Origin of the sequence: Paenarthrobacter nitroguajacolicus, from assembly GCF_031455195.1 — a bacterium.
Taxonomy (GTDB): Bacteria; Actinomycetota; Actinomycetes; order Actinomycetales; family Micrococcaceae; genus Arthrobacter; species Arthrobacter nitroguajacolicus_D.
Genome location: NZ_JAVDSH010000001.1, coordinates 403,929 through 416,644, shown reverse-complemented (window position 1 = coordinate 416,644; position 12,716 = coordinate 403,929). Strand labels below are relative to the sequence as shown.

At 63.5% G+C, this 12,716-nt stretch carries 12 protein-coding genes; 9 read left to right on the top strand and 3 right to left on the bottom strand.

Annotated features, from left to right (window positions below; all coding sequences use genetic code 11):
* Positions 1 to 5: 5 nt before the first annotated feature.
* Positions 6 to 1,250: a kynureninase gene (gene kynU, locus J2Y68_RS01950; protein WP_309988980.1), complete on the bottom strand. Its 1,245-nt coding sequence runs from the start codon at positions 1,248 to 1,250 to the stop codon at positions 6 to 8.
* A gap of 47 nt (positions 1,251 to 1,297) precedes the next feature.
* On the bottom strand, positions 1,298 to 2,167 hold the full coding sequence (kynA, locus tag J2Y68_RS01945; protein ID WP_309988977.1) for a tryptophan 2,3-dioxygenase: 870 nt from the start codon (positions 2,165 to 2,167) through the stop codon (positions 1,298 to 1,300).
* A 117-nt stretch (positions 2,168 to 2,284) separates the two neighbouring features.
* Between kynA and J2Y68_RS01940 the strand changes: the two genes are divergently transcribed.
* From J2Y68_RS01940 to J2Y68_RS01915, 6 genes are all read left to right on the top strand, one after another.
* On the top strand, positions 2,285 to 2,803 hold the full coding sequence (locus J2Y68_RS01940) for an HAD domain-containing protein (protein ID WP_309988976.1): 519 nt from the start codon (positions 2,285 to 2,287) through the stop codon (positions 2,801 to 2,803).
* A gap of 178 nt (positions 2,804 to 2,981) precedes the next feature.
* The gene (locus tag J2Y68_RS01935; RefSeq protein WP_309988974.1) at positions 2,982 to 4,187 is read left to right on the top strand and encodes an inorganic phosphate transporter; all 1,206 of its coding nucleotides are present in this window, start codon (positions 2,982 to 2,984) and stop codon (positions 4,185 to 4,187) included.
* Positions 4,184 to 4,405, top strand: a complete 222-nt coding sequence (locus J2Y68_RS01930; protein ID WP_211712598.1) for a hypothetical protein — start codon at positions 4,184 to 4,186, stop codon at positions 4,403 to 4,405. The genes J2Y68_RS01935 and J2Y68_RS01930 overlap by 4 nt, the downstream gene beginning before the upstream one ends.
* Before the next feature lie 96 nt (positions 4,406 to 4,501).
* The gene (locus tag J2Y68_RS01925; protein ID WP_309988971.1) at positions 4,502 to 5,497 is read left to right on the top strand and encodes a hypothetical protein; all 996 of its coding nucleotides are present in this window, start codon (positions 4,502 to 4,504) and stop codon (positions 5,495 to 5,497) included.
* The gene (locus J2Y68_RS01920; RefSeq protein WP_309988969.1) at positions 5,494 to 6,384 is read left to right on the top strand and encodes a hypothetical protein; all 891 of its coding nucleotides are present in this window, start codon (positions 5,494 to 5,496) and stop codon (positions 6,382 to 6,384) included. The genes J2Y68_RS01925 and J2Y68_RS01920 overlap by 4 nt, the downstream gene beginning before the upstream one ends.
* A 13-nt stretch (positions 6,385 to 6,397) precedes the next feature.
* A complete protein-coding gene (locus J2Y68_RS01915) occupies positions 6,398 to 6,955 on the top strand; it encodes a dihydrofolate reductase family protein (protein ID WP_309988968.1) in 558 nt (185 codons plus the stop codon).
* Here the strand turns inward: J2Y68_RS01915 and J2Y68_RS01910 are convergent.
* Complete coding sequence (locus tag J2Y68_RS01910) at positions 6,952 to 7,416, bottom strand: hotdog fold thioesterase (RefSeq protein ID WP_211712601.1); 465 nt, start codon at positions 7,414 to 7,416, stop codon at positions 6,952 to 6,954. The two genes, J2Y68_RS01915 and J2Y68_RS01910, sit on opposite strands and share 4 nt — an antisense overlap.
* A 19-nt stretch (positions 7,417 to 7,435) precedes the next feature.
* On the opposite strand from J2Y68_RS01910, the gene polA reads away from it, so the two are divergent.
* The 3 genes from polA to J2Y68_RS01895 all read left to right on the top strand — a co-directional run bounded on the left by polA (position 7,436) and on the right by J2Y68_RS01895 (position 12,606).
* Positions 7,436 to 10,207: a DNA polymerase I gene (gene polA / locus J2Y68_RS01905; RefSeq protein WP_397334635.1), complete on the top strand. Its 2,772-nt coding sequence runs from the start codon at positions 7,436 to 7,438 to the stop codon at positions 10,205 to 10,207.
* A gap of 84 nt (positions 10,208 to 10,291) precedes the next feature.
* A complete protein-coding gene (locus tag J2Y68_RS01900; protein WP_309988965.1) occupies positions 10,292 to 11,605 on the top strand; it encodes a GNAT family N-acetyltransferase in 1,314 nt (437 codons plus the stop codon).
* Between the two features lie 53 nt (positions 11,606 to 11,658).
* The gene (locus tag J2Y68_RS01895) at positions 11,659 to 12,606 is read left to right on the top strand and encodes a polysaccharide deacetylase family protein (RefSeq protein ID WP_309988963.1); all 948 of its coding nucleotides are present in this window, start codon (positions 11,659 to 11,661) and stop codon (positions 12,604 to 12,606) included.
* The last annotated feature ends 110 nt before the right edge of the window (positions 12,607 to 12,716 follow it).

Sequence of the window (12,716 nt, the reverse complement as noted above, 5' to 3'; positions counted from 1 at the left end):
CAGGCTCACAGCAGTTCGGCGAGGGCGTCCCGGATGGCGGTCACTCCCAGCTCAACCTCGGCGTAGCTGGTGCTCAACGGCGACAGGCCAATGCGCAGCCCGTGTGGCGGGCGGAAGTCGGGGATGACACCCTTCTCCCACAACGCGGCTGTGACATCGGCGAAGAGTGGGTGGTCCACGGTGATGTGGGAACCGCGTTCTGCCGGGTCCCGGGGGCTGACAATCTCTGCTCCGAGCGGGACCAGGAGTTCCTCGGACAACGCGATGGCGTACTCCGTGAGTTTGATGGACTTTTCCCGGACAGCGTCCATGCCCACTGTGGCGATCAGTTCGACCATGTCCTTGAGGGGTTGCATGGCCAGGACCGGGGGTGTGCCGGTTATGAAGCGGCGGATGCCCTGCGCCGGACGGTAGGCCTCGGTCATCCCGAAGGGGTTGTCGGCGCCCATCCAGCCCCAGATGGGTTGCTGCAGGCGATCCTGCTGCGAGGAGTTAACGTAAGCGAAGGCAGGGGAGCCGGGTCCGCCGTTGAGGTACTTATAGGTGCAACCGACGGCAAGGTCCACGCCCCACGCATCCAGTTCCATGGGTACGGAGCCCACAGAGTGGCAAAGGTCCCAGAGCATGAGGGCACCGGCCTGGTGCACCTTGGCGGTGATTCCCTTCGCGTCCGCCAGGAACCCTGAGCGGTAGGCGACATGGCTGAGGACGACGACGGCGGTCCGCTCGCCAAGCAGTCCGTCCAGGTCGGCTGCGCGGACACCGCTGGCGGGATTGGCAGCGATCCATTTGATGGTTGCGCCGCGCTCCTTGGCGATTCCCTCGATGATGAACCGGTCAGTGGGGAAGTTGTCGCGGTCTATGATGATCTCGTCGCGTTCGGGCTGGGAATCGACTGCGGCCCGGATCATTTTGTACAGCATGACCGATGTGGAATCGCCGACGGTGGTCTGTCCGGGGGCCGCACCAAGGGTCACTTCGCCGATGCGGTCGCCTACCTTGGTGGGTTCGTCCATCCATTGTTCGTCCCAGCCCCGGATGAGGCGGCTGCCCCAGGCGTCGTGGACGAAGGACGCGAGATGTGCAGCGGTTGCCTTCAGCGGGCGTCCGAGCGAGTTGCCGTCCAAATATGAGGTGAGCTGATCGGCGTCGGGCGCGTAAAAGGCTTCACGCTGGGTGGCGAGGGGATCTGCGGCGTCCAGTTCGGCCGACGTCGGCAGTGGGGTTTGGGTCTGCTGTTGGGTGGTCATGGCTTCTCCTGCGGAAGTTCTGGGCGGCGCTGCCCGTGGTGGTTTGCTTAGTTGCCGATCTCGGTGCGGACGGCATAGAGCTCGGGGAAGAAGGTCAGGTCCAAGGCGCGTTTGAGGAAGTCCACGCCGGAGGATCCGCCGGTACCGACCTTGAACCCGATGGTGCGTTGGACGGTCCGGAGGTGGCGGAAGCGCCAGGCCTGGAAGTTGTCTTCGATGTCCACCAGGTCCTCGCACGCTTCGTAGAGTCCCCACTGTGTGTCATCCGACTCGTAGATCTTCTGGAAGATGGGGACGAGGTCCTGACGGAAGGTCCATGGTTCGCTGGTGTCCCGCTCAAGGATGTCTGCGGGAATGTCGTAGCCGGCGCGGGAAAGGACTCCAAGGAACGCGTCGTAAAGCGTGGGCTCCTCCAACAACCTGCCCAGCAGTGCGTGGGCTTCGGGCTCGCTTTCGAACACGCGCAGCATGCCCCGGTTCTTGTTTCCCAGCAGGAACTCGACACCGCGGTATTGGTAGGACTGGAAACCCGATGAGCTTCCCAGGAAGCCCCGGAACTGGGAGTACTCGCGCGGCGTCAGGGTGCCCAGCACGGACCATTGCTCGGTCATGGTGCGTTGGATGGCCTTCACCCGGGCGATGCACTTGAGTGCCTTGCCCAGGTTGTCGGCGTCGAACAGCCTCCGGGCTTCCAGGAGTTCGTGCAGGACAAGCTTGAGCCACAGCTCACTGGTCTGGTGCTGGATGATGAACAGCAGTTCGTCATGGTGTTCCGGCTCGCTGAGCGGATGCTGGGAACTGAGCAACTGGTCGAGATCCAGGTAGCCGCCATAAGACATCGCATGCCGGAAATCGGTACGGACACTGTCCTCGATGTGACGGACACTCTGGGGGGAATGGACGGGGGGCTTTTCCATGTCTCGAGAATATCACTTACATGACGAACGTCAAGAGATTGATGTAACCAATCATCGACCGACTCTTGCACCATCCCGTAGGCTGTTGCTGAACTGTTGGGGAAGGGGGGAGTGGACATGGATTCCGCCCATGGCCGGATGGCTCCCGTATCGATCTACCTGGATGTCGACGGCGTGGTGAACCCCTTTAGTCCCGTAGGGGCCACTGATTGGGGGAATGAGTGGACCTTCGCCGACGCCGGCATCCTCGAAGTCGCCTTTGCCCCTGAGGCCGTCGCCGAACTCAACAACCTCGCCAGCCACCCTGCCGCCCGCTTCGTCTGGCTGACCACCTGGGAACGGCTGGCCCCCGAGTTCCTGTGTCCCGCCATCGGTTTAAGGGGGCAGGACTGGCCGGTGCTTTCCAGCCAGGGGTGGGACGAGGGGCCTGAATGGTGGAAATTGGTGGCCCTCCAGAAGGATCTGGCGTCGGTCGGGAGTGATCGGATGATCTGGGTGGATGACCAACTCAGTGCCGAGTCGGACGCCCGCTCCTGGGCTGAGTACCAGCAGGACCGTGTGCTGTGCATCTCACCGGATCCGCGGAAGGGTCTGACCCGCAAGGAGTTGGCGGCGGTCCGGGCATATTTGGGTTGAAGCCTGGACCGGGTACGTTTGTCCGCTCAGCCCCCGCCACGTAGGATTCTTAAGGTTTCAAGCCCGCCAGAGTGAATCCCGCAAGTCGAGTCAGTTGAACAGATGCTGAACTATGCTGTGGATGGCAGGTACGGGGAAGTGGAACTGCTGAACGTCGACTCTGCAGATTGGGCAACAGGTGGATATCACCTTCATGGTCGCGCTGGTAATAGCGTTGGCCCTATTTTTTGACTTCACCAACGGGTTTCACGACACAGCCAACGCGATGGCTACGCCCATCGCTACGGGGGCGATCAAGCCCAAAACGGCTGTCGCCCTGGCTGCCGTCCTCAACCTTGTGGGCGCGTTCCTCTCTACGGAAGTGGCCAAAACCATTTCCGGAGGCCTGATCCGGGAAGGTTCGGACGGCATCCACATCACGCCGGACATTATTTTCGCCGGACTCATGGGCGCAGTTCTCTGGAACATGGTCACCTGGCTCAAGGGCCTGCCATCCAGTTCCTCGCACGCCCTGTTCGGGGGCCTGATCGGTGCCGCGGTGGTTGGCATCGGCTTCCACTCCATCAACTTCGAAACCGTCTTGCAGAAGGTCATCCTGCCCGCGGTCTTCGCGCCCCTGATTGCGGGGCTCGTAGCCTACATTTGTACCCGTCTCGCCTACGCGCTCACCTCAAGGCACGATCCCGAGACCGGCGACAAACTCACGCAGAAACGCGGCGGGTTCCGCACCGGCCAGATCTTCACCTCCAGCCTGGTGGCCCTTGCCCACGGCACCAACGACGCCCAGAAGACCATGGGCATCATCACCCTGGTCCTGATCGCAGGAGGTACCCAGGCCCCCGGCAGCGGGCCCCAGTTCTGGGTCATCACCGCCTGCGCCCTGGCCATTGCGATCGGCACCTATGCGGGCGGCTGGCGCATCATCCGGACCATGGGCTCCGGCTTGACCGAGGTGAAGCCCGCGCAGGGATTCTCCGCCGAAACAAGCACGGCCTCGGCCATCCTGGCGTCATCACACCTGGGTTTCGCCCTCTCCACCACGCAGGTGGCTTCAGGTTCAGTTATCGGTTCGGGCCTGGGACGAAAGGGCACGTCGGTCCGGTGGGGAACCGCCGGGAAGATTGCGTTGGGTTGGCTGTTCACCCTCCCGGCCTCGGCGATCGTTGGTGCCCTGACGGCCCTCCTGGTAAGTACCGGCGTCGTAGGCGTCGTCATCGCCGCGGTGGTTGGAACGGCAGCCGTGGTGTTCATGTTCGTTGTTTCACGTAAGTCGCATGTCGGCCACCACAACGCCGTCGAAGTCGATGAAGCCGGTCACGCTGTGCGGTTCCGGAAAAAGAAGAAAAACCGAAAGACCACCCCGAGCGGAGACGTGCAGCGATGAAATGGTTGGAATTGCTGCAGGTTGCAGGTGTCACCCTCGTGGCGGCGGTCACCCTTGTGGTCCTGTATTCGCTCGGGGTGCGCCTGACGGCCATCGCTGGGGACGCCCAGCAGAAGTCCCCTGCACTGGTGCGTTCGCTGGCCTACCTGTGCTTCGGCGTGTGCGGGGTTGCCGTCCTGTTCGGTATCTACTTGATTGTTCCCTACTTCGGAAAATAACGGCCTCTCTGGTAGTCACGTCCCATCGGGAGAATAATCAGCAGTGTAGTTATGCACATGACTGCGTGATCGTGATCCGGCAGATGTGGGGCTGTCATGAAATGCCAATCCCGGAGCCATCTCATCGGACTGGCCCTGGTGCCGGTCCTGATGCTGGGGCTCTCTGCCTGCCTTCCCCCATCCACAGAAGGTCTCCGGCCTGACCAGGGCTCCAGCCCAGCCTCCCCGGGCACCTCGCAACCACTGCAGCCAACCGCTGCCGCGCCTACCGCTGCCCAGCCCGCCGGCCCTGCCGGCCCCGGCGCGCCACAGGCGAACGCACCAGTAGTGCAGTGGTTACCAATCGGCCCCATTGGGCCCAACGACCCCACCTCGGGACAGCGGTATCTCCTGCTTCAGCAATTCCAATGCGACGCGCTGGCCCAAAGCGTCGAAGGCGCGGAGGACGCCGCGGTGTGGCAGGCGGGCGCCGCTGTCTGCCAGGCGCTGCAAAGCGGAAGCCAGCAGGACTGGCAACGGGCATCGAATGCAGTGGGAGCAACTCCGCAGATTCCGCAAAGCAAATGCCTGGAATTCAGGGTTGCCGTTACCGCGGCGTCCTTGGTTGCCCAGCACCGCAGCAATCCGCAGGCCAGCCTCAACGTTCAGCCAGGGCAAGGCCAGGCCTGCCCAAGGCAACTGGTCGGGTTGACCGTGGTGGACAAGGACCTCAGGCCCGTTCCCGGCGCAGCCCGCGCAACGGGTCCCAGCACTGGCGGCACCATCGTCCGACTGGACGGGTACTATGTGCGCGTAGCTGAGGTCCTGTTCGACGGCGTACCAGCGGATGTCGACTTCGTTGGCGACAGGCAGGACTACGGAACGGTCTACCTGCGGATGCCCCCGGCAAATGGTCGGGACTCAGTCCGGATCTCGATCACCGACACGGTAGACGTCGCAGGAACGGTCACGTTCTTCTACGACGACTCCGGCGTGTCCACCAGTACGCAACCTCCATCGGCACCCACCCCGACCGCGCCCGCGACACAGCCGCCGGACGTCCCCACGGCCCCCGTGACATCCGTTGAACCGTCCACGACGGCCGCACCGTGAGCGAACCGCAGGAGGCCGACGAAAACAGCACCAGCAATACCCGCTGGAAGAGGACCCTCGAGGTCCTCTCAGTCATCGGGCCCCCATTGACGGTCGCCACCGCGCTGCTGGTCTATTTTGGGTGGGCGCGCACTGATGCCCAGGCAAAAGCCATGGGACTCGACGTGAGCCTGTTCGGCTACACAGTCCAGGATTTCATCCTTCGAAGCATCCAGTCCCTGTTCCAGCCACTGGCCTGGCTGGTGGTCATCGGGCTGTTGTGGCTGATGCTGGACCGCGCCGTGTTGCGGCTTATCGAAAGGGCCACCTACCGGACGCTGGTCCATCGGATCGCGATGGTAGTCATCATCCTGGGGTTCGCGTATGCGGCAGTGATGTGGATCGTTGTGGTCACCAGGCCTGGCCAGGTTCTCCTGTACGCCCCGTTCCTCATTGCGGCCGGACTTGTGATCGGAACCTGGGGCCTGGGCGTGAGGCGTCGGGCGGCCACCCCCTCCAGTGGGCTGCGCGCGACCAGGCCCAGGGCCTTGGAGCGGGCACTGGTCTTCGCCCTCGTCACACTGCTTTTGTTTTGGGGTACATCGGATTACGCCCAGGCGTTGGGGCGCGGTGCCGCCGTCGACTACCAGGAACGGTCCGGCCTGTTGCCAACCGCCGTCGTCTACAGCAAGGAGCGCCTGGCCGTCACCGCCCCGAACGTCCATGAGGAATCGGCCGGTACCGATGCAGCCCCGCTGTACCGGTACACCGGACTCAGGTTGCTGGTTGTCAGCGGTGGCAGGATCTTCCTGCTCAACGATGGCTGGAGCCTTGCCCGGGGGCGTGTTGTGGTGCTGCGTGACGATGGCAGCGTCAGGGTCGAGTATGGGAACCCTTCCGCCGGCTGACTAGTCTGGGGCCATGTCACTTTTCCAGTACTACGTAGCGTCCACCATTGACGGCTTCATCGCCTCACCCGATGACGATCTGGCCTGGCTCCTGCAGTTCGACCAGGTAGACGGCGTTAACGAAAGCATCGGGTCCTTCATGGCAGGAGTCGGCTGCGTCGCCATGGGTGGTGATACCTACCGGTGGCTGATCGAACACGAGCCGGACAACTGGCCGTATCCGGAAACACCCTGCTGGGTCTTCACGCACCACGAGTACCGGGCACCAGCGGGATCGGACATCACCTTTGTCCGCGGCGACGTCAGGGAGTTCGCACCTGACCTGCTCAAGGCAGCCGGCGAAAAGAACGTGTGGTTGGTCGGCGGCGGAGACCTGGTGGCCCAGTTTGCCGACGCGGGACTCCTCCACGAAATCATCGTCACCATCATTCCGGTGGTGTTGGGCGCCGGGAAGCGGCTCTTGCCGCTGAAGGGCCCGACGGCGCCCCTTGAGTTGGTCTCTTCCCGCATCCTGGGGGGCGCCGCGGCTGAACTGCACTACCGTATGCCGCAGGCGGTCACCGCTTCCTAGTGCCGGTTGTCCCGGATCATGTTGGTGATCCGGGCGGTCGAGAGGCGGCGGCCCTTGTCGTCGGTGATGACGATCTCGTGCGTGGCAAGTGTTCCGCCCAGGTGGATGGCCGTGCAAGTGCCAGTCACCAAACCAGCGGCAACCGAGCGGTGATGGGTGGCGCCTACTTCGATCCCTACCGCATGCCTGCCCCTTCCGGCGTGCAAGGAGGCGGCGAAGGATCCCAGTGTCTCGGCGAGGACCACGTGGGCCCCGCCGTGCAGGATTCCGGCCACCTGGGTATTACCCTCCACGGGCATGGTTGCCACAATGCGCTCGGCGCCCATCTCGGTGAAACGGATGCCGAGTTTCACCACCAAGGCGCCAACTCCGTGGGCCGACAGCCAATCATGGAATTCTTCAGGCACACCTGCCTCATTCAGCTCGTCGACAAACGGGTTCGGCGTGAAATTGTCCTTCATGCCAACTAGGCTGGCACCTGTGAGTGAAACAACCAAACCGGACCAGGTTCCAACGGCCCAGGCTGCTGCCGTCGCTACAGCACCCGCACCTTCCGCCAACAGCACGGGGGAGGGCCGGCCCAGGTTGCTGGTCCTCGATGGCCACTCCATGGCGTTCCGGGCGTTCTATGCCCTTCCCGCCGAGAATTTCTCCACTGCCCGCGGGCAGTACACCAACGCAGTGCACGGCTTCACGTCCATGCTGATCAACCTGATCAAGGACCAGAAGCCGACGCACGTCGCGGTGGCTTTCGACGTTTCCGACGACACCACGTTCCGCAAGGCCGAGTACAGCGAATACAAGGGCGGACGCAACGCCACCCCCGCGGAGTTCGCGGGCCAGATCGGCCTCATCGCCAAAGTTATGGAGGCCTGGGGAATCCGGACCATCGCCATGCCCGGATATGAAGCGGACGATGTCCTGGCTACGCTCGCCGCACAAGGCGACGCGGCGGGCTTCGAGGTCCTCCTCGTTTCTGGCGACAGGGACGCATTCCAGCTCATCAACGACAACGTTTTTGTGCTCTACCCCAAGCAGGGCGTCAGCAACATTCCCAAGATGGACGCAGCAGCCATCGAGGAGAAGTACTTCGTCAAGCCGAGCCTCTACTCGGACCTCGCCGCACTGGTGGGCGAATCGGCAGACAACCTGCCCGGTGTTCCCGGCGTTGGCCCCAAGACCGCCGCCAAATGGATCAACCTTTACGGAGGCCTCGAAGGCATCCTGGAAAACCTCGACTCCATCGGCGGCAAGGTGGGTGGCGCGCTCAAGGAGAACCTGGAGAACGTCAAGCGCAACCGCAGGCTGAACCAGTTGCTGTCCGACCTTGACCTTCCGCTGACCCTGGCGGACCTGCACGAGCCCCGACCGGACCGGCAGGCCATTGAAGAGCTCTTTGAAGAGCTCGAATTCCGGACGCTCCGCACCCGCCTCTTTGACCTTTACGGCGACGACACCGCAGGAGCCGCACCCGACACCATCGACGCCCCGCAGTTCTCCAGGCTCAAGGATGCCGGCGCACTGGAGGCGTTCTTCGCGGCAGGGTCCGGCATGCGCTCGGCCCTCGCGGTGCAGTTGGTTCCCGGGCGGATCGGCGATGACGCGAGTGCACTGGCTGTTGTCCGGAACAACGGAGCAGCCTACATTGAGCTCACGGACCTGGATGCCGCAGCAGAGTCGGTGTTGCTCCGCTGGTTGCAGGACCCCGAAGAAGCCAAGGTGTTGCACGAGTTCAAATCGGCACTCAAGGCCCTGCACAACCGGGGCCTTGGGCTCGAGGGCGTGGTGGATGACACATCCATCTCCGGTTACCTGATCCAGCCCGACCGCCGCAGCTACGACCTCGCCGAGCTCGCCCAGGTGCATCTGAAAATTTCGCTCACCGCCGCTGCGGCCCAATCCGGCCAACTGGAGCTGGACCTTTCCGGGGAATCGGACGAAGTTGCCGCAACAGCGCTGGTCCAGCATGCCGCCGTCGTTCATGCCCTCAGCAAGCACTTCGAAACCGAGCTTGCCGACATCAAGGCCGATGCCTTGCTGACGACGCTGGAACTTCCCGTGGCGCGCGTTCTGGCGCAGATGGAACTGACAGGTATCTATGTCTCCACGGACCGCATGGATGAGCAGCTCGCCGACCTCACCAAGGTGATCGGCAATGCCCAGGAGCAGGCGTTCGCCGCGATCGGCCACGAGGTGAACCTCGGATCCCCGAAGCAGCTGCAGACCGTCCTCTTCGACGAACTTGGGCTCCCCAAGACCAAGAAGATCAAGTCCGGCTACACGACGGATGCTGCGTCGTTGAAGGGGCTGCTGGAGAAGACCGGCCACGAGTTCCTGGTCCAGCTCATGGCGCACCGTGAGTCCTCCAAGCTGGCCCAAATGGTGGAAACACTCAAGAAGTCCGTCGCCGATGATGGCCGTATCCACACCACCTATGCGCAGAATATCGCTGCCACCGGCCGTATCTCGTCCAACAACCCCAACCTGCAGAACATCCCCGTCCGCAGCGAGGAAGGACGCCGTGTCCGCGGTATCTTCGTTGTCAGCGAGGGCTACGAGTGCCTGCTGTCCGCGGACTACTCACAGATCGAGATGCGCATCATGGCGCATCTGTCCGGCGATGAAGCCCTCATCCAGGCTTACCGTGACGGCGAGGACCTGCACCGGTTCGTGGGCTCACGGATCTTCAACGTAGAGCCGGCCGAAGTTACCAGCGCCATGCGCTCCAAGGTCAAGGCGATGTCGTACGGCTTGGCGTATGGGCTGACGTCCTTTGGCCTTTCCAAGCAGTTGGAGATCTCCGTCGATGAGGCGCGCACCCTCATGAAGGACTACTTCGACCGTTTCGGCGGCGTGCGGGACTACCTGCGCGGCGTCGTGGACCAGGCCCGCACGGATGGCTACACGGCCACCATCGAAGGCCGCCGACGCTACCTGCCGGACCTGACCAGCACCAACCGGCAGGCGCGTGAGGCAGCAGAACGCATCGCGTTGAACTCTCCCATCCAGGGTTCGGCAGCGGACCTCATCAAGCGCGCCATGTTGGGTGTCTCAGCGGAGCTGGCCAGCCAGGGCCTGAAGTCCCGCTTGCTGCTGCAGGTCCACGACGAACTGGTCCTTGAGGTTGCACCCGGGGAGCGCGAAGCAGTGGAGAAACTGGTCATCGAACAGATGGGCTCGGCGGCTGACCTCTCTGTCCCGCTGGATGTTCAGATCGGCGTGGGCTCCAGCTGGTATGAGGCCGGACACTAGCCCAAGCAGGCATTCAATGGATCGCCGGAGGGCGCGCCGCCGAGATGGTGGCGCGCCCTCCGGGGTCTGGCTAGGCTCGGGAGCGTGGCTGATCCCAATGAACGAAACCTTGAAAAATACTCCGTCCAGCGTTTTCCTGCCGTAGGAAACCCGGATGACGCCGGTTACGGCCGCTGCGCCACGTGGGTGCAGGCGGTCTCGCACGGCTTCCACCAGCAACGGCGCGACGACGAATACCTGGCCAAGACACTTGCGGCCTACCAAACTGACCAGCGGCAGCTGACCGGCGTTTATGTCAATGGCAGCGTGCCTGATCACTCGTTGGGCGCCGACGTTCCCGTGGCGACGTACGCCACGATGCGAAAGACCTTGAACATCGGCTTCGGTCGGCAACTTGAATCCAACCTGGTCACCGCCGTGACGGTCCGTGGCACCCACCGCCGGAACGGAATTCTCCGCGGCATGATCACCGCCGACCTGGAGTCCGCCAAGGACGACGGCTTGGCGATGGCGGCCCTCACGGCTTCCGAAGGTTCCATCTATGGCCGCTTTGGCTTCGGGGTGGCTACTTTCGAACGCAGCATCAAGGTTGATGCCGGGCCACGTTTCCGGCTGAGGGGAGAACCGGAGGGCACCGTCGAGGTCGCCGATCCTGCAGTCCTCCTGGACGTGGCACCGAAGGTGTTTGAACGTGTCCAACGGCTTTCGCCCGGTTCAATTGACCGGCAGGAGTACTACCGGCTGGTCGCGTCCGGCTCCATTGGCCACGACGGCAAGCCCGACACCAGTGTCCGCTGCGCCCTGCACTACGACCTTTCCGGGGCATTGGACGGATACGTTTCGTACCGCTTCAAAGGGTGGGAGCACAAGCCCTACACCATGGAAATCGTTGACTTCGTAGCGGCGACCAACGCCGGATACCTTGACCTGTGGCGATTCCTGGGCAGCATCGACCTCATTGACGAGATCACGTGGGCCGAGGCGCCGGTCGACGACCCGCTGGCATGGGCCCTTGAAGATCCGAGGTGCATTGATGCTTCGGAAATCCGGGACATGCTCTGGCTCCGCATCCTGGATACTCCGGCCGCCCTGCAGGCCCGCCGCTACGCCACGGCCGGACGGCTGGTACTGGACGTCGCGGATCCGTTGGGGCTGGCGGGCGGCACCTGGGTTTTGGAGTCCGACGGCGGTGCTGCCGCCGTCGTGCGGGACGCTGCGGGCGAAACGCCCGACCTCAGCCTGGACGTGGCGGACCTCGCGTCCATCTACCTGGGGGCCGTGTCGCCGGTGACCCTGGCCGCCGCGGGGCGCATCAACGAGAAACGACCAGGCGCCGCGCTGGAAGCCCAGCAGCTCTTCGCAGTTGAGCGATCCGCGCATTGCCTGACCCACTTCTAGGCCCTTGCCCGGAGCGACCATAATCACATAGCCACATAAAGATAGGGACATCCATGGGGGATTCCAAGCGGCGGCCGTTGGCCCGCCGGCGATCAGTGCTGCTTGGAATGGCGGGCTTAGCCTCAGCCGCCCTGGCAGCGTGCTCGGACAATGCAAGTGCACCCGGCCCCAACGCCACCGGGATGGGACAGGGAACACGGCCGGCGTCGGGCCCCGCCACTCCGCCTCCGTCCATCGCAGCCCGGTCCCGCGAACAGGCCGCTGCCGCCCTGGCACCAGCGCCCAAGCCTCCGGCGGTGCCGGACAAGCAGCAGGTCCTGGCGGAGTTCGGTGGGCGCAGGCCCAAGGAATGGGGGCTCCACGTGACCGGGGTGGTGAACAACTCGCACTCCCGGCACGTGGCCCTCACCTTTGATGCCTGCGGCGGACCAGGAGGGGCAGCGTGCGACCAGAAGCTGCTGGAAACGCTGCGGCGGCTCAAAGTACCCGCAACCCTCTTCATGAACAGCCGTTGGATCCATGCCAACCCGGGGCTTGCGGCTGAGCTGGCAGCAGACCCGTTGTTTGAGCTCGCCAACCACGGAACCGCGCACCTTCCCTTGTCCGTGAACGGCAAGTCCGCCTATGGAATTGCCGGAACTGCTACCGTCTCGGCGGCCTACGACGAACTGATGGGCAACCAGGAAGTCATGCACGAACTGAGCGGGAAAACGCCTGGCTTCTTCCGGCCCGGGACTGCCTACTACGACGACGTGGCCGCTGCCATGACGCACCGGGTTGGCCTGCTGCCCGTCAACTTCTCGGTGAACGGCGACGGCGGAGCCACCTATCCGGCGGCGACCGTCGCCGCCGAAGTGGGTCGGGTAGCGCCCGGAGACATCGTCATTTCGCACTTCAACAGGCCGGCCGCGGGCACGGCGGAAGGCTATGCACGTGTCCTCCCGCGGCTGCTGGACAAGGGCATGGAGTTTGGGCGGCTCAGCGACGTACTCACCGCGTAGGACTGCTTTTGACCCTGCTTTGCCAATGCGACTAGAATAAACGGGCGTGTACTACGTGCATGCATCCATTTTGTATTAATCCACAAATCAGGATGACCCGGTAATTTGCC

Excerpts from the sequence above, each read along its gene's own strand:
- kynU (WP_309988980.1), bottom strand. The coding sequence starts at position 1,250 with ATGACCACCCAACAGCAGACCCAAACCCCACTGCCGACGTCGGCCGAA.
- kynA (WP_309988977.1), bottom strand. The coding sequence starts at position 2,167 with ATGGAAAAGCCCCCCGTCCATTCCCCCCAGAGTGTCCGTCACATCGAG.
- J2Y68_RS01940 (WP_309988976.1), top strand. The coding sequence starts at position 2,285 with ATGGATTCCGCCCATGGCCGGATGGCTCCCGTATCGATCTACCTGGAT.
- J2Y68_RS01930 (WP_211712598.1), top strand. The coding sequence starts at position 4,184 with ATGAAATGGTTGGAATTGCTGCAGGTTGCAGGTGTCACCCTCGTGGCG.
- J2Y68_RS01925 (WP_309988971.1), top strand. The coding sequence starts at position 4,502 with ATGAAATGCCAATCCCGGAGCCATCTCATCGGACTGGCCCTGGTGCCG.
- J2Y68_RS01915 (WP_309988968.1), top strand. The coding sequence starts at position 6,398 with ATGTCACTTTTCCAGTACTACGTAGCGTCCACCATTGACGGCTTCATC.
- J2Y68_RS01910 (WP_211712601.1), bottom strand. The coding sequence starts at position 7,416 with ATGAAGGACAATTTCACGCCGAACCCGTTTGTCGACGAGCTGAATGAG.
- J2Y68_RS01895 (WP_309988963.1), top strand. The coding sequence starts at position 11,659 with ATGGGGGATTCCAAGCGGCGGCCGTTGGCCCGCCGGCGATCAGTGCTG.